25 protein-coding genes are annotated in these 26,532 nt (G+C 38.3%); 19 read left to right on the top strand and 6 right to left on the bottom strand.

The genetic code is table 11. The features are described from left to right. Nucleotides 1-152: 152 nt before the first annotated feature. Both bcsG and tyrR read left to right on the top strand, forming a co-directional pair. Nucleotides 153-1,733: a cellulose biosynthesis protein BcsG gene (gene bcsG / locus I6F50_RS10080; protein ID WP_197176147.1), complete on the top strand. Its 1,581-nt coding sequence runs from the start codon at nt 153-155 to the stop codon at nt 1,731-1,733. A gap of 193 nt (nt 1,734-1,926) precedes the next feature. Continuing rightward, nucleotides 1,927-3,483: a transcriptional regulator TyrR gene (gene tyrR / locus I6F50_RS10075; protein WP_010555118.1), complete on the top strand. Its 1,557-nt coding sequence runs from the start codon at nt 1,927-1,929 to the stop codon at nt 3,481-3,483. A gap of 28 nt (nt 3,484-3,511) precedes the next feature. Here the strand turns inward: tyrR and I6F50_RS10070 are convergent, their stop codons facing one another. Next, nucleotides 3,512-4,006, bottom strand: a complete 495-nt coding sequence (locus I6F50_RS10070) for a hypothetical protein (RefSeq protein ID WP_197141058.1) — start codon at nt 4,004-4,006, stop codon at nt 3,512-3,514. 105 nt (nt 4,007-4,111) lie between these two features. On the opposite strand from I6F50_RS10070, the gene I6F50_RS10065 reads away from it, so the two are divergent. Next, nucleotides 4,112-4,645: a thioesterase family protein gene (locus I6F50_RS10065; RefSeq protein WP_002958217.1), complete on the top strand. Its 534-nt coding sequence runs from the start codon at nt 4,112-4,114 to the stop codon at nt 4,643-4,645. Nucleotides 4,646-4,725: 80 nt separating this feature from the next. On the opposite strand, the gene I6F50_RS10060 is transcribed toward I6F50_RS10065, so the two are convergent. Continuing rightward, the gene (locus tag I6F50_RS10060; RefSeq protein ID WP_197141054.1) at nt 4,726-5,379 is read right to left on the bottom strand and encodes an OmpW family protein; all 654 of its coding nucleotides are present in this window, start codon (nt 5,377-5,379) and stop codon (nt 4,726-4,728) included. Nucleotides 5,380-5,642: 263 nt separating this feature from the next. Between I6F50_RS10060 and dapE the strand changes: the two genes are divergently transcribed. After that, nucleotides 5,643-6,827, top strand: coding sequence for a succinyl-diaminopimelate desuccinylase (dapE, locus tag I6F50_RS10055; RefSeq protein WP_197160081.1), 1,185 nt, complete (start codon nt 5,643-5,645; stop codon nt 6,825-6,827). A gap of 47 nt (nt 6,828-6,874) precedes the next feature. On the opposite strand, the gene I6F50_RS10050 is transcribed toward dapE, so the two are convergent. Next, nucleotides 6,875-8,581, bottom strand: a complete 1,707-nt coding sequence (locus tag I6F50_RS10050) for a lysophospholipid acyltransferase family protein (protein WP_197160072.1) — start codon at nt 8,579-8,581, stop codon at nt 6,875-6,877. A gap of 129 nt (nt 8,582-8,710) precedes the next feature. Between I6F50_RS10050 and I6F50_RS10045 the strand changes: the two genes are divergently transcribed. Next, nucleotides 8,711-9,631 carry a glyoxylate/hydroxypyruvate reductase A gene (locus I6F50_RS10045; RefSeq protein WP_101217798.1) on the top strand — a complete coding sequence of 307 codons (921 nt, stop codon included), beginning with the start codon at nt 8,711-8,713 and terminating at the stop codon, nt 9,629-9,631. Between the two features lie 97 nt (nt 9,632-9,728). Beyond that, entirely contained in the window at nt 9,729-9,875 is a 147-nt protein-coding gene (locus I6F50_RS10040; RefSeq protein WP_010555113.1) for a hypothetical protein, read from the top strand. Between the two features lie 204 nt (nt 9,876-10,079). Here I6F50_RS10040 and I6F50_RS10035 read toward each other — a convergent pair whose 3' ends face one another. Then, nucleotides 10,080-10,325 carry a hypothetical protein gene (locus I6F50_RS10035; protein ID WP_002958222.1) on the bottom strand — a complete coding sequence of 82 codons (246 nt, stop codon included), beginning with the start codon at nt 10,323-10,325 and terminating at the stop codon, nt 10,080-10,082. A gap of 106 nt (nt 10,326-10,431) precedes the next feature. Beyond that, nucleotides 10,432-10,875, bottom strand: coding sequence for a hypothetical protein (locus I6F50_RS10030; RefSeq protein ID WP_101217800.1), 444 nt, complete (start codon nt 10,873-10,875; stop codon nt 10,432-10,434). Nucleotides 10,876-10,988: 113 nt separating this feature from the next. On the opposite strand from I6F50_RS10030, the gene I6F50_RS10025 reads away from it, so the two are divergent. Next, entirely contained in the window at nt 10,989-11,372 is a 384-nt protein-coding gene (locus I6F50_RS10025; protein WP_002958224.1) for a response regulator, read from the top strand. 75 nt (nt 11,373-11,447) lie between these two features. On the opposite strand, the gene rpsT is transcribed toward I6F50_RS10025, so the two are convergent. Next, nucleotides 11,448-11,708 (bottom strand): 30S ribosomal protein S20, encoded by a 261-nt coding sequence (gene rpsT / locus I6F50_RS10020; RefSeq protein ID WP_002958225.1) that lies wholly within the window; start codon nt 11,706-11,708, stop codon nt 11,448-11,450. A 253-nt stretch (nt 11,709-11,961) separates the two neighbouring features. Here rpsT and murJ point away from each other — a divergent pair, with 253 nt between their 5' ends. The 12 genes from murJ to I6F50_RS09960 all read left to right on the top strand — a co-directional run bounded on the left by murJ (nt 11,962) and on the right by I6F50_RS09960 (nt 26,532). Then, nucleotides 11,962-13,542, top strand: coding sequence for a murein biosynthesis integral membrane protein MurJ (murJ, locus tag I6F50_RS10015; protein WP_010555111.1), 1,581 nt, complete (start codon nt 11,962-11,964; stop codon nt 13,540-13,542). Nucleotides 13,543-13,626: 84 nt separating this feature from the next. Continuing rightward, nucleotides 13,627-14,577, top strand: coding sequence for a bifunctional riboflavin kinase/FAD synthetase (ribF, locus tag I6F50_RS10010; RefSeq protein WP_024607280.1), 951 nt, complete (start codon nt 13,627-13,629; stop codon nt 14,575-14,577). Nucleotides 14,578-14,582: 5 nt separating this feature from the next. Then, complete coding sequence (ileS, locus tag I6F50_RS10005; protein ID WP_197176142.1) at nt 14,583-17,411, top strand: isoleucine--tRNA ligase; 2,829 nt, start codon at nt 14,583-14,585, stop codon at nt 17,409-17,411. Nucleotides 17,412-17,423: 12 nt separating this feature from the next. Then, nucleotides 17,424-17,924, top strand: a complete 501-nt coding sequence (gene lspA, locus I6F50_RS10000) for a signal peptidase II (protein ID WP_007376920.1) — start codon at nt 17,424-17,426, stop codon at nt 17,922-17,924. Continuing rightward, on the top strand, nt 17,921-18,361 hold the full coding sequence (gene fkpB, locus I6F50_RS09995) for an FKBP-type peptidyl-prolyl cis-trans isomerase (RefSeq protein WP_002958231.1): 441 nt from the start codon (nt 17,921-17,923) through the stop codon (nt 18,359-18,361). The genes lspA and fkpB overlap by 4 nt, the downstream gene beginning before the upstream one ends. Continuing rightward, the gene (gene ispH / locus I6F50_RS09990) at nt 18,361-19,290 is read left to right on the top strand and encodes a 4-hydroxy-3-methylbut-2-enyl diphosphate reductase (protein ID WP_007581370.1); all 930 of its coding nucleotides are present in this window, start codon (nt 18,361-18,363) and stop codon (nt 19,288-19,290) included. Before fkpB ends, ispH begins: the two co-directional genes overlap by 1 nt. Before the next feature lie 39 nt (nt 19,291-19,329). After that, the gene (locus I6F50_RS09985; protein ID WP_010555108.1) at nt 19,330-20,364 is read left to right on the top strand and encodes a sensor histidine kinase; all 1,035 of its coding nucleotides are present in this window, start codon (nt 19,330-19,332) and stop codon (nt 20,362-20,364) included. Beyond that, nucleotides 20,361-21,062, top strand: a complete 702-nt coding sequence (locus tag I6F50_RS09980; protein WP_024607278.1) for a LytTR family DNA-binding domain-containing protein — start codon at nt 20,361-20,363, stop codon at nt 21,060-21,062. The genes I6F50_RS09985 and I6F50_RS09980 overlap by 4 nt, the downstream gene beginning before the upstream one ends. A 183-nt stretch (nt 21,063-21,245) precedes the next feature. After that, the gene (gene pilV / locus I6F50_RS09975; RefSeq protein WP_197176135.1) at nt 21,246-21,806 is read left to right on the top strand and encodes a type IV pilus modification protein PilV; all 561 of its coding nucleotides are present in this window, start codon (nt 21,246-21,248) and stop codon (nt 21,804-21,806) included. A 1-nt stretch (nt 21,807) separates the two neighbouring features. Continuing rightward, the gene (locus tag I6F50_RS09970; protein WP_007581375.1) at nt 21,808-22,803 is read left to right on the top strand and encodes a PilW family protein; all 996 of its coding nucleotides are present in this window, start codon (nt 21,808-21,810) and stop codon (nt 22,801-22,803) included. Further along, complete coding sequence (locus I6F50_RS09965) at nt 22,791-23,294, top strand: hypothetical protein (RefSeq protein WP_024589418.1); 504 nt, start codon at nt 22,791-22,793, stop codon at nt 23,292-23,294. Before I6F50_RS09970 ends, I6F50_RS09965 begins: the two co-directional genes overlap by 13 nt. Before the next feature lies 1 nt (nt 23,295). Continuing rightward, a complete protein-coding gene (locus tag I6F50_RS09960) occupies nt 23,296-26,532 on the top strand; it encodes a pilus assembly protein (RefSeq protein WP_197176133.1) in 3,237 nt (1,078 codons plus the stop codon).

The raw sequence follows: 26,532 nt of genomic DNA, 5'->3' as shown, positions 1-26,532 counted from the left end.
ATTACCGTGTTTTTTGCAATGCTGCTTGGCGCGGTGCTTTGTGTACTAGGCAAATACATTTTATCTCAAATAACAAAATATTATTATAAGCTTACTTTTAAACATGAAGTACTAGAGCCTTATACACCAAATACAGTAAAAAAGGATAAGCAGTGAAATTATCAGGTTTAGGGGTTTGGAACCTTTATTTTTTAGTTAAATTTGCTCTGTTTTATTACGGTGCAATTGATTTTAACGTACTTAGTAATGCGGCCTTTGCTGCATTGCTTGCGATTAAATTTAAAAAGCCATTAATAGAAAAAGCAAAACACCTATTGGGTGGAGTCGTTGCAGTCGTATTACTTTATCAAGACTCATGGTTGCCACCAATAAACAGGTTGACTAAACAAGCGGGTAACGTTCAAGATTTTAGTTTTGGTTATTTTATTGAGTTATTAACCCGTGTTATTAATACTGATATGGTATTGGCTTTGTTCGTAATTAGTGTATGTTTTTGGTACACATCGCAATGGATACGCTTTACAACAGTCACTATTGTTGGGCTGTTAGTTGTAGGATGGCAAGGCGATAGCTCTCAATCACAATTCGTTAATAATGTGGCTAATCCTGTCGCTGCTACACAAAGCCAAAATAATACTCAAACTCAAGTGATCACTCAGGCAGCGCAATCTCCTGATCAAAAATTAGCTGATTTTTATCAACAACAAAGCTTATTAATGAGTCACTTTCCAAGCCAGGTAAATGGTGAACTGTTTGATGTAATTATTTTGAACATATGCTCAATGGCTGTTGCTGATTTAAATGCCATTGGTGTAAGTGTTACTGATATGTATAAAGACTTTGATGTGGTGTTTTCAGACTTTAACTCGGCTACATCATACAGCGGACCAGCTGCGGTAAGGCTACTGCGTGCTAGTTGTGGGCAAACTAGCCAAACCGCATTATTTAAAGAGGCACCTGAACAATGTCACTTATTTAAAAACCTAGAAAAACTAGGTTATCAAAACAATGTTGTGATGAATCACGACGGACATTTTGATGAGTTTAAAGGCTTAATTAATAAGTACGGTGGCCTAGATAGCACACCATTTAATATTGATTCAATGCCAGTGGCACTTCGAGGATTTGATAATAGCCCTATTTACTCAGATGAAGCTGTGCTGGATGGTTGGTTAGAGCAAGCTGATGATTGTAAGCCGTGTGCTATGTACTACAACACCACAAGTTTACATGACGGTAATCAGCTAGAGAATCAACCAAGGGTGAATAGTAAAGATACATACCCAATCAGGCATAAAAACTTGTTTGCTGATATTAACCAGTTTGTAAAAAAATTAGAAAAGCGTGGTCGCAACGTTATGTTGATGATAGTGCCTGAGCATGGCGCTAATTTAAAAGGTGATAAAGTACAATTTGCAGGATTACGTGAAATCCCTAGTCCAGCAATTGTGTCTGTACCTGTAGCGATTAAATTTATAGGCCCAGACGTACAAAACTACTCGCAAATTGTGGTTGATGATTCAACAAGTTACTTTGCGCTTTCAGAGCTGGTAAGTAAGACGCTGCAAACTGATGTGTTTGGTGGGAATAATAGTGTTGCTAATTTACTTGAAAACCTACCTAAAGCACCTAAAGTTGCTGAAAATGAAGGCACAATAATGATGTATGTTAACCAACGACCATTCATACAATTAGATGGTGGTGATTGGTCAGCTTACCCACAAGGTAAGTAGTCTCATAATAAGATTTAATAAACAGCACTGGTATAGTTAAATATAAATATCAGTGCTGTTTTTCTTCGTTTAATTACATCCCACCCTTTGGCTCTAAAAGCTATTTTGTCCAAAAATGTTTACAATAAACTACCTTCTCAAAGCGACTTAGCGTATTATTCGGCTAATATAGTTTTTCCTTCTTTGAGGATGTATGCGTCTAGATATTCACTGTGCTGATCGAATTGGTATTGCTCAAGAAATCCTTAATATATTAGTTAACTACAGCGTTGATTTGAAAGGAATTGAAGTCGATTCTGTAAATTGTCGTATGTACGTTAGTTTTCCCGAAATTGAATTTGAACAATTCCAAAAAATTATGCCATCGATACGTTTAATCGACGGTGTACATGATGTGCGTACCACTGCATTTTTACCCTCTGAGCGTGAACACAACGAATTAAATACTTTACTACGTGCATTGCCTGATGGGGTTATCTCTATTGATGCCAAAGGTTGGGTGCGTTTATGTAACGATGCAGCATGTAAAGACTTACAGCTAATTGAAAAAGACGTGATTGGTGCAAATATTAATAACCTGCTTAAAGGCTTTAACTTTACACGCTGGTTAGAAGGTAAAGAAGTACTCGGACAAACCACTCGCGTTGAAGTTGCTGGTGAGGATTTTATTGCAGACATTTTGCCAATTGCAGTGCCTCAAGGTAGTGAAGGTGATGTGCTTGCTGGTGCGGTTATTAACATTAAATCGCAAAGTCGGTTAGGGCAGCAAGTCAGTGCATTTAGACGTTACGGGCAAGAAAGCTTCGCTACTATTCATAACTTTAGTACGGCAATGCGCCGAGTTGTGCGCGAAGCACGCAAAATGGCGCAACTAGAAGCCCCTATTTTGATTACTGGTGAAACAGGAACAGGTAAAGAGTTATTAGCTAGAGCGTGCCATTACGCATCTAATCGTTCTGTTAAACCTTTTATTGCACTGTCGTGTGCTTCACTTCCTGATGATGTTGCTGAGTCTGAGTTATTTGGTTATGCCGGGTACGAAGAAAATGCAGCGCCAAAGCGCGGTGTATTAGAGCAAGCCGATGGTGGAACTGTATTTTTAGATGAAGTTGGCGAAATGTCGACTCAACTACAAACTAAGTTACTGCGTTTTTTACAAGATGGTACGTTTAGAAAAGTAGGCGATGAGAACGAAGTTAAAGTAAATGTACGTATTGTTGCCGCTACTCAAAAAGACTTACCTGCAATGGTACAAGAAGGGGTTTTTAGAGAAGACTTATATTACCGTATAAACGTGCTTACTTTAGAAATAGCGCCACTAAGAGATAGAAAAGCAGATGTAGGACCACTTGCAGAGCATTTTATTCAAAAATATGCGCAACAAAATGGTCATGCAATTCCTGTTTTATCACAAGAGTGTTTGAGCTTTTTACAAGAGTATCCGTGGCCAGGAAATGTTCGTCAGCTGGAAAATGCAATTTACCGCGCAGTGTCGTTACTAGATGATAGCGAGCTTCGCGTAGAGCATTTACAGTTACCAACTTTTACCCATGATTTAGGGTATTTAGAGTCTGATTTTGAAGGCTCACTAGATCAAGCTGTTAAACGTTTTGAAGCGACTTTACTTCGCAAACTCTACCCAGCTTATCCAAGCTCACGTCAGTTAGCTAAGCGATTGGGCCTAAGTCACACCGCGGTAGCTAATAAGTTACGTGATTACGGTATTAACCGAAAAACAGTAAAAGTGTAATTGGCCTAAATAAATTAAAATATGGGGACTAATTTTTAGTGCCCATATTTTTTGTTACCCCGTCAATTGCAATCGTCTCGATACCTTCTTCGTTAAAGTTCATTACAATGCTGGCGTTATTACGAGTGAAAAAATAGCTACGGCCATTAAGTTCAATAACATAATCGCCTTTTACGGGGTCGCTAAATTGCTGCTTTTTTAAAGTGATCTTATGTCCGCCAATTTGCCATTCAAACTCTTCAATAAATCCATTATTAAATTCTTGCACCCATATTTGGCTGTCATCTTTTGAAAGCGTTATAGCTACCGAGTAAGAGCTAGGGATCTGCTCCATATTGTAACTTTTAGAGCCAATAGTGAATTTTTCAGCTTTTTGCTGCCATTCAAAACCAAATTTAAATTCTTTAACTACACCAGTAGGGTAAGTAACAGAGCCTTTACCCGGTAATGAAAAATCGGCAAAAGCATTATAACTAGGCACTAATAGAGTTAGCGCAGTAATAATTTTTAGTTTTGACTTCATGAGTTATCTTTTTATTGTAATAGTGATTTAAGATTAAAGTAGAATATTCGTCTTCGTAAGGGGCTATGCTACACTCGAATAAATTTAACTGGTAAGACCTTTTTTGTGAACCTATATATTCGACTTTTATTATTGTTTTTTAAAATTAAACGTAACAAGCAATATCAAAATTTACTTGATACGGTAGATATTGATTACAAAGCTCTACCTACTGATTGTGACATTAATTTACATTTAACAAACTCACGTTACCTCGCGATGATGGATTTATCTCGAACTTGGATGACTGAGCGCGTTGGCTTGCTTAAACAAATAATGAAGCGTCGCTGGTTTCCGATTGTTAACGCAACTGCTATTACTTATATTCGTGATATTAAGCCTATGCAGCGATATACAATAAGTACTAAGTTAGTTGGATGGGATCATAAATACTTTTATATTGAGCAAAAGTTTCACTCAGAACGAGGCTTACATGCTATTGCTTATGTACGCGGTGTATTTAAAAGTAAAAAAGGTATTATAAGTATTGAAGAAATGCTTGAAGTGGCTGGTTTTGATGGCCAAACACCTATATTGCCAAGTGAAGTTATGCACTGGAAAGAAATGCTAGAGCAGAAAAAGTTAAGTAACCTGCCCTAATCTCTACAAATGAAAAAAAGGCCTTTCGGCCTTTTAACACACATTGTAATTGGGTAACTACGTACTACTTTATATATGCTTTAAAAGCTGTATCTAACACCGAACATAGCAACAACGGGGTCAAGCTCAACAGTTGATGTAAGTGCTTTTGCACCATTAGCATAAACAGTGGCATCGGTATCAATATCCATAATTGATACCATGGCGTGTAGACCCCAGTTTGCATCAATTTTATAGTTAGCACCTACCTGAGCCATAAAGCCAAACGAATCATCTAATTTTACTTCTACATCGTCTGTTCCTAGCGTCGCTTTAAGTGCTTGAGAAGGTTGCTCATCAAAAAATGCAGTGTAGTTTATGCCTACGCCTATAAAAGGTCTTAGCGCATAACTTGTGTCTAAAAAGTGGTATTGCGCAACTAAAGAAGGAGGAAGCTGTTTTATATCTGCAATTTTGTTGCCTGCTAAGCCGCCTGCGCCATTCACATCGTGTGAAAAAGGTGTTGCTGCTATTAGTTCTAACACCCATTGATCGTTAAATGCATAATCTACAGTGATACCTAGTTGAGTATCTGAATCACCTTTAAGGCCCAGCGTAGATGCTTCATTAATTGCTGAGCTACTATTATCAGGGTTTACGTTAATAGCGCCAACATTTACGCTAAAGTTAGCGTGTGCAGCTGGAGATAGTGCTAATAAAGAGGTTAATAATGCGATGCTAATTTGAGTTTTCATGTTGTTCTCCAAGAACTACTGTTTGATTGGCGCTATTATTACCGAGCAATAAAAATGAAAACCTGTTCTAGATCAAAGTTTAAAAAACATTTTAACCTTGTGGAGTGCTTTATTGATTTAGATTAAATTTAGCGTCGTTCTGCTTTTGAAAAGATTGACATATTTATTTCATCAACAGTCATATGAATGTATTAAGGCTGACATCGCTTAGTCATAAACTCACGTTTTAATAAAGGCACATTAAATAATAAAGTGTGTTTAACATGTTTTTAGAAGCATTCGAAAAAAAATCAAAAACAACGGATATTCAAAAAGAAGTTGTAGAGCACTTACAAACACTAATTCGCTTTGAATCAGTAACCCCTAACCAAGCGGGTGCAATTGATTGGCTTGCAGATAAATTGGTGGATTTAGGTTTAAGTTGCGAGCAATTTACTATAAATGGTGTAACCAATTTAATTGCCTGCATAAAATTCAAAGATGGCCCATGTGTTGCTTTTTCAGGGCACATTGATGTAGTACCAGCAACAAGTAGCGGTTGGTTAAGTCCTCCTTTTGAAGGGCGAGTGCGCAATAATGCAATATACGGTAGAGGGGCGGCCGATATGAAAGGGGGTGTTGCCGCCATGCTTAGCGCCACAAAAAAGTTAATTAATAGTAAATCAGCTAAAGCAGGGACACTTTACTGGCTTATCACGTCAGATGAAGAGGGAGAGGCTGAATTTGGTTCTCAAGAAATAGTTAATAAGCTTGCCAAGCAAGGTGTTGTATTAGATGGCTGTATTGTCGGGGAGCCATCAAGTGTGGCACAAGTTGGCGATACGGTTAAGAATGGCCGTCGTGGTGCGCTTTCAGCTCGGATTTTAGTTACTGGTAAGGCAGGTCATGTAGCTTATCCTCAAAACACACTCAATGCTGCTCATATTGCTGCAAAAATAGTAAATAGCTTGAGTGATCAGATCTGGTTACTCGATGTGGCTAGCTCAAAAACCACACTACAAGTGACTGGAATTAACATAAATAATGTGGTCGATAATTTAGTGCCAAGTCATTGTGAGATTACATTTAATGTACGTTATAGCCACGGTTACAGTAGTGCAGCAGTTAAAACGCAATTAATGAATACCCTAAACAAGTTTGCTGAGCATTTTACAATTGAGTGGGAACGCCCATGCGAGCCTTATTATACAAGCCATAATACGGGTTGGAGTTTACTTACTCATATTGAGCAGGCTATTTACAAAAACACTTCAAGTTACCCATTACTAAGTACAAATGGAGGGACATCAGATGGACGATTTTTTGCCAGCCCCCATACTCAAGTTATTGAATGTGGTGTGCGAAACAATACGATTCATCAAGCTAATGAACACGTATCTATTAGTGATTTACTTAAAATTGAAGCTATTTATACAACTTTACTAGAGCAGATATTTATAAATAATTAAATATAAATCGAGTACTTTATAAATATAAAGCACTCTCTTATTATTGGTTATTCTAAATAACGTTTGGCTTTGTTTTCTTTTACATTTTTAAGATCGACCAATACCAATCCATCAATACAATTATTAAAATCGGGATCAATACTAAAGCTTAAAAATTGCACGCCACCTGGTTTACAAAGTTCAGTGTATTGTTTAAATAAAGTAGGGACTTGAGCCCCCATATTAGCTAACACATGCTTTAACTCTACAAAATCTTCTTTTACGTCATTGCCGCAAAAAAGAGTATTGCACTGGGTTAGCTGTTGCTCAGTTAATTTAAATTCATTATTAGGCGTAGCTAATTCAATACCACTTTTATAGTAATGCTGATAGTAATAAACGAGCATGGCTTTTGCTTGCTCGGGTAGAGCATTTGATACACTTACAGCACCAAACAAGTATCTGTACTGTGGATAGCTTTTTATAAAAGCGCCAATGCCATACCACAAATAGTCGAGGCTCTTACGTCCCCAATATTTAGGCTGTACAAAGCTTCTACCAAGCTCAATTCCTTGTTTTAGATAGGGCGTCATAGCGTCGGTATAAGAAAATAAGCTATCAGTATATAAACCTTCGCGGCCATATTTTTGTATTATCTGTTGTGCACAGGCTAATCGATAAGCACCTACCAGCTCTAGCTGCATTGGGTCCCACAGTACAAGGTGTTGGTAATCCATATCGTATTTATCTATATCACGACGCTTACCACTACCTTCACCGACTGCTCTAAATGCTATTTCTCTCAGGCGCCCTAACTCTCTAAAAATAGGTGAGCTACCAGTATATTGGTATAGATGAATATGCATACCGTCTTGCGTTTTACCAAGTAGTTGGCATTGCTCAATTGCTCTTTTTAGCTCTTTTCTGCACTCGGGAACAGCGATAGGTGTTTGTGTTTTTAGCGGCAGTGCTTTTTTTGTTGTAAGCCTATAAAGCTGTTTACGGATGAGGTTTACAACTTCTTTATCTTTAAGATTTTCTATTAAGTAAGATTCAGGAGGGATAGAGGCGCCAATCTCAAACTCTAAAGATTTTTGGCGCTGCTTAAACATTTCGGCCACTAATAGTAAACTTGCTAAAGGTTTATAAATCATTGATGTGCCATAAAAAAGTGGACTGTTTTTGGCTTTAATATAAATAGGTAAAATAGGGCAGTTAGCTTTTTTTGCCATACGTAAAAAGCCACTATTCCATTTGCAGTCTTTAATACCTGTTGGCCCTAATCGCGATACTTCTCCTGCCGGAAATATAAGTAATGCGCCTTCATCCTTTAAATGGTTTTGTATATTACTAAGCTCTTGTTTCTTACTCATGCCTGATAAGTTATCTACGGGGAGTAAAAGTGAGTGCATTGGAGTAACCGACATCAACATGCGGTTTGCCACTACTTTTAAATCCTGTCTTACAGTTGAAAGTACTTTAATCAGTGCTAAAGCATCTAATGAACCAATAGGGTGGTTAGCAACGATAACAAGTTTACCCTCATTAGGAATATGTTCTATCTGCTTAGGTTTATAGCGCGTATCAAAATTGAGTTCATCGAGCACTTGTTCAACAAATTCTAATCCTTGTAGGTGAGGGTAGGCATCACCAAAAGCAACAAACTCTTGTTCATGTAATAAGTAGCCTAGGCCTTTTTTTACTAAACCTTTTACTTTTGGAGAGTTCTCTAGTTGTGGTAAGTTTGCAGCAATTACTTTATCAACACTTATCATATTAACCTCATATTCCGTTTGGGCTATTCGCCATACATGTAAGATTAAAAAAAGGGTGTGACAGTTACTTTGCAGTAGTGTGACTTTTTAAAGTGCTAACTTATAAACTGTGTATTGTTAGGAGAATTTATGTCGGTATTGGTTGCTATAACTGGGCGTGACAACACAAAACTAATAACGAAGTTACAAGAGCGATTACCAAATACGCTGATAGAGCAATGGCCTGATTGCAAAAACGCACATGATGTGGATTTTGTACTTGCGTGGAAAGCGCCAGAATCTATGTGGCCACAGCTACCTAACTTAAAGGCTGTGTCGTCATTTGGTGCTGGCGTAGACAGTATCGATTTAACATTACTCGACGAAAGTGTTGAAGTAGTACGTATTGTTGACATGCAACTAGCTGAAGATATGGCGGAATATGTACTGACACATGTGTTAGCTCAAAAGTTACGTTTAAAAGAGTATTACATTAAACAAACACAGCAAACATGGAAGCCAAAGCGGGCGCATAGTAATAAACATGTCGGCATACTTGGGTTTGGTGAATTAGGTAAAGCATGCGCGCAAAAGCTTATAAATAATGGCTTTAAGGTAAGTGCCTGGGCGCAAAGTAATAAAAACGCGACTAATGTCGAAATTTTTTATGGCGAGGAAGGCCTCAATAGTATGCTTTCTGATGTTGACTACCTTGTATGTCTATTACCCCTTACGCAAGCAACGACAGGCATTATTAATCACTCAATGCTCGCAAAGCTACCTAAACATGCTGTTGTTATTAATGTGGCACGCGGTGCTCATGTTGTTCAGCAAGACTTACTAAGTGCATTAAATAACGATAGCTTACGCGCAGCTACACTCGACGTATTTGATCAAGAACCTTTAGCGTCGAATCACCCTTACTGGGGAAACCCCAAAATAACGCTTACACCACATTGCGCGGCGATTTCTGATTTAAATAGTGTTATAGAGCAAATAGCCGATAATATTGAATGCTTGAATAAGGGGTTAGTACTTAATAATCCAATAGATAGAACTAAAGGTTATTAGCTGATAGCTAATTAGTTTAAAAAACAGCTTGTTAACATTTGTAATTTTCATTAGTGTAAAAGGTATTCTCACTAATAAAAAATACAAAGAGGGTGTTATGAAATCGAGTCAAAGTGGCGTTAAATTAAGCCTAGTTATTATTTCAATTATTATACTTGGTGTTTCAGCTTGGTTTAATCAGGCTAATGCCGAGGATACTCCTTCTAAAATACAAACCCAAAGCGAGTTAACAATAGCGGACTAACCTACTTACTATGTATTCCTCTTTTTTCGTGTTTCTTCTCGTGACTCTTTTTAGCAGTATACAAGCATTATTTTCACAGTAGTGCTTGTGTGCCCCTGAAGCTCTAATTTTCATCTTGATTGAAAGTGCTTTTTAATATTTTTAAATTCTTAACAAAAAAAAGCCCAGTAATGCTGGGCTATTAAATATTCTAGGGAAAAGTTGTTAACTTTGGGTTACATTAAATTGCCCAAATGTATAAACTTTAAACAAGTAAAAAGTATTGATCAACACTAAACTCATATTTGAAATAACACTCGACGACATAAGATCTAAGCTAAATGATAAGAATAATAAACCACACGCACTAATGGCGGCAACGCGCAGCAGTGTTATCTGGTTAATAAAGAATGCACCTAAACCTAGTGCAAGTAGTGTAGTATTTAAAAGCCAATCTAGCTCGTTTAGCATGGTCGTTTCAATAGTTCAGTTGTTGAAAAAAGGAGCGCCATTATGTTGATCTTTTGCGCACCTTTCAACCAAGTAATTTTAAATTTTCAGATTAGTTTTTTTAATGCTAAAAGTAGCTACCGATTGCTGAAAATAAACCATTATCAGCAATTACTTGATACTTTTGGCAGCTCTGCGGTTTTTGTAAGTCACTGCATAAATAAAGGGACTCACGGCTAGAATCATAGGTGGGGTGTAGGTTTGAATCAATTAAAGTAGCCCCCTTGCCAAAGAATCCGGGCCAGTAAACACTCTCACTTACCATCCCTAATTTTTTATAGGTGAGTAAGGTAGGTTTTGGAAAAGCTAAAATTATTACAGCAACGACAGCGAGTGATATAAACAGTCCTTTTTTTTGCGTTGTTTTTTGGCTTATATCATTCTTTGCACTGGAATTTAACTCGCCAGGTGAAGGGCGCTGAGTAGAACGCTGAGGTTTTCTTTTTTGCGCTGTTTTTTTTCTTGCCGGTGCTTTACCTAGCAACGATTGTTTATTTGGGGTTTTAGACATAAAGCAAATCTGGCCTTTTTTCCGTAGGTCTCTATAATTAAATGAGTAAATTTATATACTAAGCTAATTATTATGATAACTTAAAGTTAGCTTATAGCCTACGAGGAATAAAGATGAATACGCAGCTATCAATTTTAATTGTAGATGACGTTAGCACAGTGCGTAGTTTTTTGAGCCAAACGCTCATGCACTTAGGGATAGATAACGTAAAGGAAGCATCTACTGCCTCACAATGTATTAGTGAGTGCCAAGCTGCAAATTATAATATCATTTTTTTAGACATTGAATTGCCAGACGGTGATGGTAAAGATTTGATTGCACAAATCAATGAATTAAGCCCAGAGACAAATGTGGTTATGGTATCTGCACATTCAGGTATTGAGAATGTTAAGGATGCAATTGATAAAGGCGCTAAAGGGTTTGTAGTAAAGCCATTTACACCTAAAAAAATAGCGGCAATGCTTAAGAAGTTTTATCCAGATTTAGAAAATGTCTAATAAAGTAAGTACATTTAAAATTTAAACAAAAAAAAACCGGCAAAAGCCGGTTTTTTATATTCTATCAAAAACAAATTATAGAGCTTTAATCTTAGCTGCTATACGGCTCTTATGACGAGCTGCTTTGTTTTTGTGAATTAGACCCTTAGTTGCGTAACGGTCTAGGATAGGTGTAGCAACAGAAAAAGCTTGCTGTGCAGCTTCTTTATCGCCCGCTTCAATAGCAACAATTACTTTTTTGAAGTAAGTGCGCATCATTGAACGACGGCTTGCGTTGTGCTGACGGTTTTTTTCGCTTGTGATAGCGCGTTTTTTTGCAGACTTGATGTTAGCCAAGGTTTGCTCCTAACAATCTTAAAATAAAGCTTAAATTAAAGGCCGTGGAATATGCCTGTTTCTATCATGGATGTCAATTTAAATTTAACAATCCAAGAAAAACTGCACCATATAACGAGCATCAATTTGCCGCTTTAGCAGTTAATACCGACATTGTAACAAAGCACAGACCCCCAGCCTAGTGCTTTAAAGCGATTTATAAAAAAGACTGTGGCATAATCGCCTATCTTGAGGATTTTTGAGTAGGTTTAAGGTGTCAAAAGGTTTATTTCGCTCCGGTATGATTGTTAGTTGTATGACTATGATATCGCGTATTTTAGGGCTCGTTCGAGATGCTGTTGTTGCCAATTTATTAGGCGCAAGTGCGGCGGCTGATGTTTTTTTATTTGCTAACCGTATTCCTAATTTTTTACGTCGTTTATTTGCAGAAGGTGCCTTCGCACAAGCATTTGTACCCGTGCTGAGTGAAATTAAAGAACAGCAAGGCGACGACAAGGTCAGACTTTTTGTTGCACAAGCAGCTGGCACATTAGGAACCATTTTACTGATTGTCACTATTATAGGTGTTGTTGCTTCACCCGTTATTGCAGCATTGTTTGGCACCGGTTGGTTTATAGATTGGTGGCAGGGCGGACCCAATGCCGAAAAGTTTGAACTTGCAAGTTCATTACTTAAATTTACATTCCCTTATTTGTTTTTTGTAAGCTTAGTTGCGCTTAGTGGTGCGGTAATGAACGTGTATAACCGTTTTGCTGTTGCTGCATTTACACCTGTTTTACTCAATGTTTCTATTATTACGTGTGCAATTTTTTTACATGATAAATTTAGTGTCGGGGCTTATTCTCTCGCAATTGGCGTATTTATTGGTGGCGTTGTGCAGTTATTGTTTCAACTTCCATTTTTATACCGTGCAAAAATGTTGGCGCGTCCACGCTGGGCATGGCAAGACGAAAACGTAAAAAAAGTACGTAAACTTATGCTTCCTGCTTTGTTTGGCGTATCTATTAGCCAAATTAATTTGTTGCTTGATACCATGATTGCTTCATTACTGATGACAGGCTCGATTGCATGGCTTTATTATTCAGACCGTTTAATTGAATTTCCGCTGGGCTTATTTGGTATTGGTATTGCGACAGTTATTTTACCGGCGCTCTCTAGGTTACATAGCAGTAAAAAAAGTAGTGACTTTCAGCATACCCTCGACTGGGGGGTACGTTTTGTTATATTTTTAGGCCTACCAGCAATGATAGGTCTAATGATCATCAGCCCGCTTATTATCACCGTATTGTTCGACCACGGTGCGTTTAAAGAAGACAGTGTTGATCATGTTAAAGCAGTAAGTTTAGGCGTAGTCGCATATTCAGTAGGGCTTGTAAGCTTTATGCTGATTAAAGTACTTGCTCCTGGCTTTTATGCTCGTCAAGACACAAAAACGCCGGTGCGTATTGGTATTATTACCTTAGTGTTGAATATGGTATTTAATATTATGCTGGCTCCTTTCATTGGTTATTTAGGATTAGCACTTGCTACTTCGCTATCGGCTAGTTGTAATGCATTTTTGCTGTATAGGCAGCTTAAAAAAGAAAATGTGTATCAGTTTTCATCAATGAGTATGCGCTTTACACTTAAATGTGTTGTTGCAAGTATGGTTATGGGAGCTGTTACATGGTTTGTGAGCAGTTACTATTACTGGGCTACATGGGCTTTTACACAGCAGGTAGTCTTATTAATAGCACTCGTGGCTTTGGCAGGTATTAGTTACTTTGCAATGCTATTTTTGATGGGCGTTAGACTAAATACGATAAAAAGTGTAGCAATTACTGAATCAAACTAAAAAAAAGATTATAATCGGCAACTCTGCGGCTTTAATTAATTTTTAGTCGTAATTAATAGCTCGCTAAACAAGGCATTAGGTGGCATGGAGTTAATTAGAGGTATACACAATATTCGCCCACACCACTTTGGTTGTGTGTTAACTATTGGTAATTTTGACGGTGTTCATTTAGGCCACGCAGAAGTACTAAAAGGCTTACTTACTGATGCTAAAGCGCATAGTTTGTCTAGCACTGTAATGCTATTTGAACCCCAGCCACAAGAATTTTTTGCTAAAAACAATGCCCCAGCACGGCTAACGCGCTTACGAGATAAGCTACGTTTGCTTAGTGATTTAGGTATTGAGCGAGTTATTTGCATTAGCTTTAATCAGCAATTTGCAAACATGCATGCTGAGCAATTTGTTAATGATATTTTGATTAAAAAGTTAGGTGTTAAAGCTCTCACTGTTGGCGATGATTTTAAGTTTGGAAAGCAGCGCCAAGGTAACTTTGACTTACTTGCTAGCATGGGCAAGCAAGCGGGCATGGACGTAAAAAGCACCGCGAGTTTTCGTCAATTAAATGCTAGAGTAAGCAGCACTTTAATACGAGATGCTTTGGCATCTGGTGACTTAGCAAGTGCTAAAACAATGCTTGGTCACGATTATGCTATTTCTGGGCGTGTTATACACGGCTGGAAAAGAGGACGTGAACTCGGTTTTAGAACGGCAAATATTGCCCTAAAACGCCAAGTGTGTCCTGTCAACGGGGTGTTTGCAGTGCAAGCAACGATTGCAGGAAAACAGATTTTTGGAGTTGCAAATGTAGGCAATAAGCCGACATTTAATGGAACTCGTGCATTATTAGAAGTTCACCTTTTTGATTTTGCACAGGATATTTACGGACAATTTATGCATGTGGAGTTAATAAAAAAACTTCGCAATGAAAAAAAATTCGAGACATTAACACAATTAACGGCGCAAATAGCAACTGATGTTGCTGCCGCTAAGCAGTGTTTTGGTTTAAATCAGGTAGCCGATAGAGACGGAATGTAGGATAAATGAGCGACTATAAACATACTTTGAACTTACCGGAAACACCGTTTCCAATGCGTGGCAATTTGGCACAACGTGAACCAAAAATGCTTAAAGCATGGTATGAAGACGACCTGTACGGTCAAATTCGCAGCGCTAAGAAAGGTAAAAAGACCTTTATTTTGCATGACGGCCCTCCGTATGCAAATGGCGACATCCATTTAGGCCACTCAGTTAATAAAATATTAAAAGACATTATTGTTAAGTCTAAAACATTATCTGACTTTGATTCACCATTAGTCCCAGGTTGGGATTGTCATGGTTTACCAATCGAGTTAATGGTTGAGAAAAAAGTAGGCAAGCCGGGCGTAAAAGTAACCGCGAGCGAGTTTCGTGAAAAATGCCGTGCATACGCTAAAAAACAAGTTGAAGGTCAAAAAGTTGATTTTAAACGCTTAGGCGTATTTGCAGATTGGGATAAGCCTTACTTAACAATGAACTTTGACTTTGAAGCGAATGCAATTCGTGTACTTGGTCGTATTATTGAAAAAGGTCATTTGCATAAAGGTGCTAAGCCTGTGCATTGGTGTACAGATTGTGGTTCTGCATTAGCAGAGGCTGAAGTTGAATATCAAGATAAGCAATCTCCTGCTATTGATGTACGTTTTACATTTGTTGATCAAGATGCTGTTGTTAACGCGTTTGATTTGGCTGATGGTCATAAAGGTGAAGGCAGTGTTGGTACTGTTATTTGGACAACAACACCGTGGACGCTTCCAGCAAACCGCGCAGTAGCTGTGCATGCCGATTTAGAATATGCATTGGTGCAGGTTGAAGATGAAGGCGTACAACAACGTCTAATTTTAGGCTCTGAGCTTGTTAAAGATGCAATGGACCGCTTTGGTTTTAATCACTTCCACGTATTAGGTTATGTAAAAGGTGCTGCACTTGAAAACTTACAAGTAGCCCATCCTTTTTATGATTTTAATGTACCAGTGATTGTTGCAGAACACGTAACGACTGACTCAGGTACCGGTGTTGTACATACAGCACCAGGGCATGGTCAAGAAGATTTCGTGGCTGGTTTAAATTACAACCTTGAAGTAGCTAACCCTGTTGGCGCTAATGGCGTTTATTTACCAGATACTGAACTTTTTGCAGGTCAGCATGTATTTAAAGCAAATGCGAGCGTAATTGAAGTATTAAAAGAGCACGGTGCATTAATGCATCATCATGCTATAACTCATAGTTACCCACATTGTTGGCGCCATAAAACACCGATTATTTTCCGTGCTACACCACAATGGTTTGTAAGTATGGATCAGGCTAACTTGCGTGAAGATTCTTTAAAAGAAATTAAAAACACGCAGTGGTTGCCAGAGTGGGGCGAAAGCCGTATTTCGAACATGGTTGAAAGCCGCCCAGATTGGTGTATATCTCGCCAACGTACTTGGGGTGTGCCAATTGCATTGTTTGCTGATAAAGATACCGGTGCACTTCATCCAAATACTCAAGAACTCATTGAGCAAGCTGCACAGCTAGTTGAAAAATCTGGTATTCAGGCATGGTACGATTTAGATCCAGTTACATTACTTGGTGAAGAAGATGCCAAGCAATACATGAAAGTGCAAGATACGCTAGATGTATGGTTTGACTCAGGTGTTTCACATGCATGTGTTGTAGACGCACGTGAAGACCTAGTTGGTCCAGCTGATTTATACCTTGAAGGTTCTGATCAACACCGTGGTTGGTTTATGTCATCAATGATGACATCAGTGGCTATTAATGGTCATGCGCCATACCGCCAAGTATTGACTCATGGTTTTACCGTTGATGAAAACGGCCGCAAGATGTCTAAGTCGCTAGGCAATGTTATTTCTCCACAAAATGTGATGAATAAACTAGGTGCCGACATTCTACGTTTATGGGTTGCCTCTACCGATTACACGGCAGAAATGACTGTGTCGGATGAAATATTTAAGCGCTCTGCCGATCGCTACCGCCGTATTCGTAACACTAGCCGTTACTTACTAGCTAACCTAAATGGTTTTGATCCAAAAACTGATCAAGTTGCTGTTGATGATATGGTTGAGCTTGATAAGTGGATTGTTGGTCGTGCTGCTCAGTTGCAAGACGAAATTTTAGCCGCATACGATAGCTACCAAATGCTATTAGTAACGCAAAAGCTAATGAACTTCTGTACGGGTGAGCTTGGTTCGTTCTATTTAGACGTCATTAAAGATCGTCAGTACACAGCTAAAAGTGACAGCCATGCACGTCGTTCTTGTCAAACAGCGCTTTATCATATTGCAGAAGCAATGACGCGCTGGATGGCACCTATTATGAGCTTTACCGCACAAGAAATTTGGGAAGCTTTACCGGGTGAGCGTAGTAACTACGTATTTACATCTGTTTGGTATGATGGCTTACAAGCGCCAACAAATAGCCAATTTAGTAACGATGACTGGTTAGAAATTCTAACAGTACGCGACGAAGTAAACCGTTTATTAGAAGCTGCACGTAAAGAAGAAGTCATTGGTGCAACGCTTCAAGCAACAGTTAATTTATTTACGGGTAAAGAGCTTGCCGCTAAATTAAATGCGCTTGGTGATGAACTGCGTTTTGTATTATTAACATCGGCCGTAAATGTTTCTGAAGTTGATAGTCAGCCAGCTGATACACAAGCTACCGAAATTGAAGGTTTATTCATTAGTGTTGCTGCAACAGATGCTGCTAAATGTGAGCGTTGTTGGCATTACAGTGAAGATGTAGGTGTTAACCCTGCTCATCCTGAAATTTGTGGTCGTTGTGTAAGTAATGTTGACGGCGAAGGCGAAAAGCGTCAATTCGCTTAGGAGTTATTCTTAGTGAGCAAACTAGCCCAAAAAAGTGGTTTAGTGTGGCTTTGGTTGAGTCTATTACTATTAGTAATAGACTTTGCCAGTAAAACACTTGTTGTAGGGACTATGGCTTATCAAGAGTCGATAAACTTACTCCCTGTTTTTAGTATTACTTATGTGCATAACTATGGTGCTGCTTATAGCTTTTTAAGTGAAGCGGGTGGTTGGCAGCGTTGGTTTTTAAGTGCGATTGCTATTGCTATTAGTGCTTTGCTTGTGTGGTGGCTAAAACGCTTACCTGCAACAAACAAAGTACTATGCGGTGCTTATGCACTGGTACTTGCAGGCGCTATTGGTAATTTATACGATCGTATTGCGTATGGTTATGTAATCGACTTTATTCACGTATTTTATAAAGACTCACATTTTCCTGTATTTAATATTGCTGATTGCGCTATTTGTATTGGCGCAGCATTATTGTTATTTGATGCCTTTACCGGCGAGAGTCCGAAGGAGCATAAAGCATGAGCCAAGCTGTAATTGGTGAAAACTCGCAAGTTATTTTCCATTTTTCTATTAAATTAGAAGATGGCTCTGCCGCTGATTCTACCAAGGTGCACAACAAACCTGCTAAATTAACAATGGGCGATGGCAGTTTAACGGCAAACTTCGAAAAGTGTTTATTAGGTTTAACTGCAGGCGAAAGTAAAACGTTTGAATTAGAACCTGAAGATGCGTTTGGTCAGCCAAATCCAGATAATATTTACTACGTTGACCGTAGTAAATTTGGCCCAGAAACACCAGCCAAAGTAGGTGCAATAATTGCGTTTACTCAACCTGACGGTACTGAGCTTCCTGGATTAGTTCGCGAAGTGCAAGGTGAGTCGGTAACGATTGATTTTAATCACCCTTTATCTGGCCAACGTTTAACGTTTGAAGTTGATATTATTGAGGTGGAAGGTTAATGGAAATATTACTAGCTAATCCACGCGGCTTTTGCGCTGGTGTTGACCGTGCTATTAGTATTGTTGAGCGCGCCCTAGATATTTTTGAAAAGCCAATTTATGTGCGCCACGAAGTAGTACATAACCGCTATGTGGTTGATGGATTAAAAAGTCGTGGTGCGGTATTTGTTGAAGAGCTTGATCAAGTACCTGACGACAGCATTGTTATTTTTAGTGCACATGGTGTTTCGCAAGCTGTTCGCAGTGAAGCAAAACGTCGTGATTTAAAAGTATTTGATGCAACGTGTCCGCTTGTAACTAAAGTACATATGGAAGTTACACGTGCGAGTCGTAAAGGTATTGAGTGTATTTTAATTGGACACCATGGCCACCCTGAAGTAGAGGGAACAATGGGACAATATGATAACTCAGCCGGTGGCATTTATCTTGTTGAAACCGTTGATGATGTTGTTGCGCTTAATGTAAAAAATGCTGAAAATCTTTTTTATTGCAGCCAAACAACACTCTCAGTTGATGACACAGCAGATGTTATTGATGCACTACGCAATAAGTTTCCATCAATTGACGGACCTCGTAAAGATGACATTTGTTATGCAACGCAAAATCGTCAAGACGCTGTTCGTGACTTAGCTGATAAAGTTGATGTGCTATTAGTTGTTGGCGCTAAAAATAGCTCTAACTCTAATCGCTTACGTGAACTTGCAGATAAAATGGGCACAGTTGCTTATTTAATTGATGACGCAACTGATGTACAAGAGCAGTGGGTTTCAGGCTCTAAATCAGTTGGCGTAACTGCGGGAGCATCTGCGCCAGAAGTACTTGTACAACAAGTAATAAGCCGATTAAAAGAGCTTGGTGGCACACAGGTTGTTGAGAACCCAGGTGAAGTAGAAAATATAGTATTTGCTGTTCCTGTAGAGCTACGTTAATTTAAATATATTAAACATTTAGATTAAAGGAGAGTCGTTATGAGCAAGTCACTTCAAAATGATGGTTTGCTTTTTTCGGCTCTTTTTAATGAGCGAGGCGTATTAGCCACGCTTATTGTTTCTCAAGTTATTGCTATTGTTTTAGCTTTTGCACCTAATGTAGAAGGAGATATTTGGCTACGACTTGGGATCATTAGTTTGTTTATGCATTTAATTGTTTTAGTCGGTACTTCTTCTTTATACTTTTGTAGATTTTTCTTACAAAAACGTACTCAAACTTTTCAATTAAGTCTATTTTTTGCCTTTTTTTTATTATCTACCTGTATTTTTAGTATTTTATTTTCTCATTTTGCTTTTGATATAGATGATACAAATAACCTAATTTATTTCACACTTCGCAATTGCATTATAGTGGCTTTACTGGCGGCTTTATTCGTCCAGTTTTTATTAATTCATTTTGAAAAAGAGCAGCAAACTAAAGCTCTTTCTCGTGCTGAGCTTGATGCCCTACAAGCTAGAATACGTCCTCATTTTTTATATAATAGTTTAAACACTGCTGCAGAACTTACTCATCATGATGCCGATGCGGCAGAACAGGCTATTTTAGCATTAGCCGCATTATCGCAGGCTGCAATGCACTCGGGGAAGAATGTATCTCTTGAAGATGAAATAACGCTGAGTAAGCAATATATCGCACTTGAAACGTGGCGTTTTGGTAATCGCTTAAGAGTTGATTGGCAAATACCTAATGAACTACCCGCATTGAGTATTCCTTGCTTAACCCTGCAGCCATTAATTGAAAATGCGGTATGCCACGGCGTTGAAACAAGTGAGCATGGTGCAGAAATAAAAGTAGAGCTACATATCACTACCGGCTATATAACCATGATTGTTTCTAACCCTATAACAATTTCTAATGCTCAAACTAGGCCTAATAACGGAATGGCGCTTGAAAATATTCGCCAGCGATTAAATATTTATTATAAAAATAAAGCGCAGCTAACAATTACTAATAAAAATGATGTGTTTAGGGTCAAGGTCGTTATCCCTAAGCTAATTGAGGGCAGTGTATGAATGTACTCATTGTTGATGATGAACCTCTTGCGAGATCTCGCTTAATCCGTTTGTTGGCACATGATAAAAGCATAGTTGTACAAGGTGAGGCAAGTAATGGTAAGGAAGCTCTAGTACTTGCTAAAAAGCAAACACCTGATTTGATTTTTTTAGATGTTGATATGCCTGGTATGAATGGTTTACAAGTTGCTAATGAGCTCAATAGTCTAACTCTACCTCCTGCTATTGTTTTTATAACTGCCCACCCTGAGCATGCCTTCGATGCTTTACAATTAAGCGCTGCAGGTTATTTAGTTAAACCTATTTCAGAGCAATCACTGCAGAAGGTACTTAAGCAAGTAGGCCGTTTAAATAAAGTACATATTCAAAAACAACAAAATGTAAAAGTATCTTATCAGTTAGCGGGTACTCTACGTAGTGTTGATATAAATGATGTTTTGTATTTTAGTGCCGAAGAAAAGTATACCAAAATGATATTCTCGGGTGGAGAAGCTTTACTGGAGCAAAGCCTAAAGCAATTAGAGCTGCAATATCCCGCATATGTTTTACGAATTCACCGCAATACTTTAGTGAATAAACAAAAAGTAATAGCCTTGCATTCAAAAGGGAATGGCAATCATATGATTGAGCTACAAGGGTGCAGTGAGTTATTGCCAGTGAGCCGCCGCGAGCTTAAATTAGTTAAAAATACGCTTTAGACTTATTTCGCAATTAAGTTGCCTCTGACTTAAATGCATTTACGCTTAATTACTACTGTTTTGTTGAATGAGCCGATTTAATTAACCGTTTATCAACAAATATAACCGCTTGTCTTAGTCCTCATTGATTCCTCAAATAAATAGCATAAACTTATAATCAGATAATTTTTATTTGGTTCTACTATGCAGTCATCTCAAACAAAAGTGCAAAGAGGCTTCACTCTAATTGAAGTGTTAATTGCATTTATTATTCTTAGTTTTGGCCTTCTAGGCGCAGTTGCCCTGCAAGCAAAAGCAAAGCAAGCAAGCTTTGATTCTATGCAGCGTGCTGCTGCAGTTGCACTTGGTAATGATATTGTGCAGCGTATCCGTGCTAACGATACCCCTCAAATAGCCGGGCTGTACACACAAACATTTGATAGTGAAACTGCTACGATAACCTCGCAGGCGTGCTTCACAAACACTTGTAGCGCAGCGCAAGTTGCGGCCTTAGATCTTGAGCAGTGGAAAAGAGCTATAAGAGCTCGAGAAAATACGGGGTCTTTAGATGGTGCTACCGTATGTATTGCACCTACAGTAGTTGCTGGCTCGGGTGGTAAGGCATTTAATTTAGAAGTAATTGTTTCGTGGCAAGGTCGACAAGAGTTTAATGCAAATGATGCTACTGGCGCAATAAAGTGTGGAACGGCTGACAAAAAGCGCCGCTTAGTTGTATTAACTAGTTACATTTACCTTAGGAGCTAACATGAAGCAAAAAGGTTTTACACTTGTAGAAATGATGATTTCATTATTTATTGGTGGATTAATACTAGGTGGCGTTATGTTCACCTATATAGGTATGAAAGTAACCACTAAAGATACGATGACTATTGGTGAACTTCAAGAATCAGGGCGCCTTGCAATTAACATAATGCAACGTGATATTGAACAAATTGGCTTTTGGGGAACTTATTATGACGATTCGTTCACTGCAGTAAATACAGATACACTAGCAAACCCTGGAACAGACTGCTTTGAAGGATTAAATAATGGGAGTTTTCCTGATTTTGCTACAGCTAGTAATTTTAGAACTATTTACGCAAAGGTTGCTGGAGAATCAAAAGAGCTTAACTGCCTAAATAATCCAATTAAAAGTACTGACATTATTCAATTAAAATTTTTACAAGGTAAGAGTTTAACAGTTAATACAGTAACTAATGAGACTCAGGCCGATGAAAACTACTTTGTAGCTGAGCAAGAGAAAGCTCAATTTTTCCGTGGAACGGTTAACGCTGCGACTCTTAATGTTAATGCAACCGTTTGGCCATACAGCCATCATGTTTATTATCTATCAGAACAAACTTATAAAGTTAATAATAAAAATTTAACTGTACCTGCATTAATGAGAAAGCGCCTGGTTGGTGGAAGCATCAACACAGAAACTATTATGGAAGGTGTTGAGAACATGCGGTTTGTTTTTGGTCTTGATACTAACAGTGATAATCGTGTAGATACCTACCGAAGTATTCAAGATATGAAGTATACAGATTGGGAAAATCGTAAAGGTATTTTAACTGTTCAGGTTTTTTTATTAATACGCGCATTACAACCAGACCCAGGAGTTAAAATTAAAAACCAAACTTATACATTAGGTGAGGATGAAGATAAGCGTGTATTAACATTTACCGATAATTTCAGACGTACTGTGTTTACTACTACTATTCGATTAAATAATGTTGGATCAAATTTATGGCGTATCTAAAACAATCACAAAAAAAACAGCAAGGTGTAGTTCTAATTACAGCTTTAATAATGGTTATTGCAGTGACCGGTATTGCTGTGACACTTATGAGCAGTAGTAGTATTGATATTAAAATTACCAATGCAGCACAAGAGCGCGAAGTGGCCGAGAATGAACTCATTGGTGAAGTGCAGCGCATGATCTCTGATGAGGCAAATCAAGGCGCTAATAATCAGTTCTTCCTGACTCCCGATGAAGTAACTGCAATCGCGGATGGTGATGACAAAGGTATGGTGATTGCAAATCATGCAGATATGCAAAGCAAAATGACTAACCTGAACAAGGGGGCGTTAGATTTAGAATGTCCTCGACGCTTTAATTTTACTGCAGGTATATCGTGCAATATGTTACAGGTTGCCACAACAATAGAATATGGATCTAAAAGTAAACATGAACTAACTATTGTTACAGGTATAGCACAAGAAATGGCCAGCGTAAGCAAGGGGATTTAAGATGAAATTTAAATTAAACAAAGTGTTAGCCTCTTTGCTTGGCTTAACAATAAGTATGTCGGTATTCGCTGAGGATATTGAGCTTTATGTAAATCATGATGTAGAGACAGACGAAAATCCAAGAGTGTTAATGATATTTGATACCTCTGGCAGTATGGATTGGAGCGTTATCAATGGTGATGATCAAGTCTGTTACACAAAGTATCAATATGAAGAGACAACTGGACGTGGCAGAAATCGTCAAACTGTTACATATGATGCTTACCAACAGGTTACATGCTTTGCAAGTAAGCCAGAATATAATGAATACAATGAGCAATGCTATATAGGTGTAAATGGCGTTGCAGTTGCAGATTGCCATGACCGAAGAATCGATGTAGCTAAAAATGCGATGACACAATTAGTCAATGATAATGATGATATTGATTTTGGTTTGATGCGATTTAAGGATAGTGCTGGAGGGTATGTAGTAGCTAAGGTTGGAGCTAATAAATCAAATATTTTACAAGACATTGATGATTTACCTGCCAGTGGTGGAACTCCAATAACAGAGACATTATGGGAGGCTTATCGCTATATAACAGGGCAAAACCTTGATTATGGTCGATTCTATAATGATCGAGATAAAAGTATCGATAACAATGTAACTTATAGATCACCTTTTGAGCAGAGTAATGGTGAACCATTACGCTGTGATAACTCAATTAATATTATTTTAATGACAGATGGTGATCCAACTAATGATGATGGAAGGGACGCTTCAATTGCAGCTGTCCATAACAACCTTTTTACTGATGCCATCCCTTTTGACAGTGGTCGCTATAGCGGAAGCTATTTAGTTGCAATGGCTAAAATATTACATGGTACCTCGGACACGAAAGTGGATTTATACACTCCAACAAGTGATGTATTAGATACAGGCCGTGTATACACAATAGGTTTTGGTACAGGAATGAGTCAAGGGGGAATTGCTCTACTAGACAAGGCGGCAAGTGTTGGTGGAGGGCAGTATATAGAAGCAAGAACTGCAGAAGCGCTTTCAGAAGCATTAAAAAATACTATTTCAAGAATTAGAGAAGTAAATGATAGTTTTTCATCGCCTTCAGTTGCGAGTAATAATGTAGATCAAACTCGTAGCCGGGATGCTGTTTATTTTGCCATGTTTTACCCTGAAACCGGTGCTCGCTGGCGTGGAAACTTAAAAAAACTGAAAGTATCAGGGAATCAAATTGTTGACTCAAAAGGATTGTCGGCACTTGATGAGAATGGTTTAATTGACGAAAATGCAGAAACATTTTGGTTGCCAAGTGGGGAGCCAGCAGATGGTAACTTAGTTGCACAAGGTGGTGTGAACCTTCATTTAACGACATTAGATTCAGATAGCCGTAATTTATACACTGACAATCAGGGATCTATAGTAAATTTTAATACCTCAGTTGTGAGTGATATTCTCAATTTAGTCGATAACAATCCGCTAAGCTTATCGAGTAATGATATCAAATGGGCAATGGGTATAGACGTTGATGATGAAGATGGCGATGGGTCTAAGGTTGACCAGCGCAAAGATATTTTTGGTGACCCTCTGCATTCTAAACCTGTTGCAATCGATTATGGTAATGATGATATTCGAGTTTTGATAGGAACTAATGCTGGCTTTTTACATATGTTTAAGGATTCAGATGATAGTGTAAGTGAAAGTTGGGCATTTATACCGTCTGCTTTATACAACATTATTGAACCTCTACGTGAAAATCAAGCCGATACGAAAGTATATGGTATGGATGGTCCTATTAGTATTTATTTTGATAATAAAAACTTAAATAGTGATGGTTTAAATGACGGTATTATTGATGCGAGTGGCGACGATAAAGTGTGGGCTTTTGCGGGGATGCGTCGCGGTGGTAAAAATTACTACGGACTTGATATAACAAACCCGAACATACCGAAAAAATTATGGGACGCTCCAATCGAAGGTGGTAAAGGTGATTTTAAAGAGCTTGCACAAACCTGGTCAAAGCCACAAATAGCCTACATTAAAGCATTTGGTGATAAGCCTTTATTAATTTTTGGTGCTGGATACGATACAAATAAAGATGCAGCTATTCGTAGTGAGGATGATATAGGGCGAGGTATCTATATTGTTGAAGCTGAAACCGGTAAAAGGGTGTGGGCATTAACACCGGATATTAATGGCTTTAAAGGTAAGCATAGTATTGCTGCAGATATAACCACGCTTGACTCAGATTATGATGGATATATAGACCGAATTTATGCGGCAGATACCGGTGGTGATATTTGGCGTGTAGATATGCCAGGTAGTAACACTAGCGAGTTTAGCCATTATAAATTAGCTGAACTTGGTAGTAATAAAGCAACTGAAGACAGACGCTTTTTCTATAAACCACTCGTAGCACGCACAATTTATAGTAAAGTAAGCGAGTCAACAGTTAATGGTAGCACCGTTATAACACGCTTAGATACACCGTATGATGCCATAGTTATCGGCAGTGGTAATCGCTCAAAACCAACCGGCACCAATGAAAAAGATCAATTGTTTATGATCAGAGATGAAAATACGGTTACTAAATCGTATAAAACGAATGCACCAGATACTATTGTGCCTGCTGATTTGATGCAAATGAATTCAGACCCATTTGGCAATGCTCTAGATGACGTTGATGATTTTGTTGACTTAGAAGTGGGCTTGGCTAAATTTAATGGCTGGAGATATGAGTTAGGAACGGGTGAAAAGTCGCTAGCTGCTGCTACAGTTGTTGGAGGTGTTGCCTATTTTACAAGCTTCACTCCTGCATCAGATACATCGACTGAAAATCAATGTTCGCTAAGTGGTGGTGGTGGTTCTTTATACGCTTTTCACTTACATTACGGTACTAAAGTGTATGACGACCTTAAATTTACAACCAGCTATGATGTACCAGACACACCTCAGTTATACTTTGGTGAAAGCCCTTCATGTGTAGATGGTAATGGCGATGGTAAATGTGATGACGACCCAACAGTTGACGTAATACAAGAAAGTCAGTTTTATTTAATTGGGCCTGGTATTAAAGGTGAAAATGCGGAAAATCCAATGAAACCTGTAGAAATAAAAGGTCCTGGTTTAACTGTTGTTGATGGTAAAGTTGTGTTGGTTAATGACAATGCAGTAGGGTTTGGCTTTAAAACCCAACAAACATATATCTATAAACGTGAAGAAAATGACGAAGTTAGTAATTAA

The sequence above is a fragment of the Pseudoalteromonas sp. NZS127_1 genome, assembly GCF_015864295.1.
Classification (GTDB): Bacteria; Pseudomonadota; Gammaproteobacteria; order Enterobacterales; family Alteromonadaceae; genus Pseudoalteromonas; species Pseudoalteromonas arctica.
This window is presented reverse-complemented; position numbering and strand designations above follow the sequence as displayed.

Bases quoted from the DNA above. Each gene is read 5' to 3' on its own strand.
- I6F50_RS09985 (WP_010555108.1), top strand. From the start codon at position 19,330: ATGAGCAAGTCACTTCAAAATGATGGTTTGCTTTTTTCGGCTCTTTTT.
- dapE (WP_197160081.1), top strand. From the start codon at position 5,643: ATGTTTTTAGAAGCATTCGAAAAAAAATCAAAAACAACGGATATTCAA.
- I6F50_RS09980 (WP_024607278.1), top strand. From the start codon at position 20,361: ATGAATGTACTCATTGTTGATGATGAACCTCTTGCGAGATCTCGCTTA.
- I6F50_RS10035 (WP_002958222.1), bottom strand. From the start codon at position 10,325: ATGCTAAACGAGCTAGATTGGCTTTTAAATACTACACTACTTGCACTA.
- I6F50_RS09960 (WP_197176133.1), top strand. From the start codon at position 23,296: ATGAAATTTAAATTAAACAAAGTGTTAGCCTCTTTGCTTGGCTTAACA.
- I6F50_RS10040 (WP_010555113.1), top strand. From the start codon at position 9,729: ATGAAATCGAGTCAAAGTGGCGTTAAATTAAGCCTAGTTATTATTTCA.
- I6F50_RS09970 (WP_007581375.1), top strand. From the start codon at position 21,808: ATGAAGCAAAAAGGTTTTACACTTGTAGAAATGATGATTTCATTATTT.
- tyrR (WP_010555118.1), top strand. From the start codon at position 1,927: ATGCGTCTAGATATTCACTGTGCTGATCGAATTGGTATTGCTCAAGAA.
- ileS (WP_197176142.1), top strand. From the start codon at position 14,583: ATGAGCGACTATAAACATACTTTGAACTTACCGGAAACACCGTTTCCA.
- pilV (WP_197176135.1), top strand. From the start codon at position 21,246: ATGCAGTCATCTCAAACAAAAGTGCAAAGAGGCTTCACTCTAATTGAA.
- I6F50_RS10050 (WP_197160072.1), bottom strand. From the start codon at position 8,581: ATGATAAGTGTTGATAAAGTAATTGCTGCAAACTTACCACAACTAGAG.
- I6F50_RS10045 (WP_101217798.1), top strand. From the start codon at position 8,711: ATGTCGGTATTGGTTGCTATAACTGGGCGTGACAACACAAAACTAATA.
- ispH (WP_007581370.1), top strand. From the start codon at position 18,361: ATGGAAATATTACTAGCTAATCCACGCGGCTTTTGCGCTGGTGTTGAC.
- I6F50_RS10030 (WP_101217800.1), bottom strand. From the start codon at position 10,875: ATGTCTAAAACCCCAAATAAACAATCGTTGCTAGGTAAAGCACCGGCA.
- I6F50_RS09965 (WP_024589418.1), top strand. From the start codon at position 22,791: ATGGCGTATCTAAAACAATCACAAAAAAAACAGCAAGGTGTAGTTCTA.
- ribF (WP_024607280.1), top strand. From the start codon at position 13,627: ATGGAGTTAATTAGAGGTATACACAATATTCGCCCACACCACTTTGGT.
- I6F50_RS10070 (WP_197141058.1), bottom strand. From the start codon at position 4,006: ATGAAGTCAAAACTAAAAATTATTACTGCGCTAACTCTATTAGTGCCT.
- I6F50_RS10060 (WP_197141054.1), bottom strand. From the start codon at position 5,379: ATGAAAACTCAAATTAGCATCGCATTATTAACCTCTTTATTAGCACTA.
- fkpB (WP_002958231.1), top strand. From the start codon at position 17,921: ATGAGCCAAGCTGTAATTGGTGAAAACTCGCAAGTTATTTTCCATTTT.
- I6F50_RS10025 (WP_002958224.1), top strand. From the start codon at position 10,989: ATGAATACGCAGCTATCAATTTTAATTGTAGATGACGTTAGCACAGTG.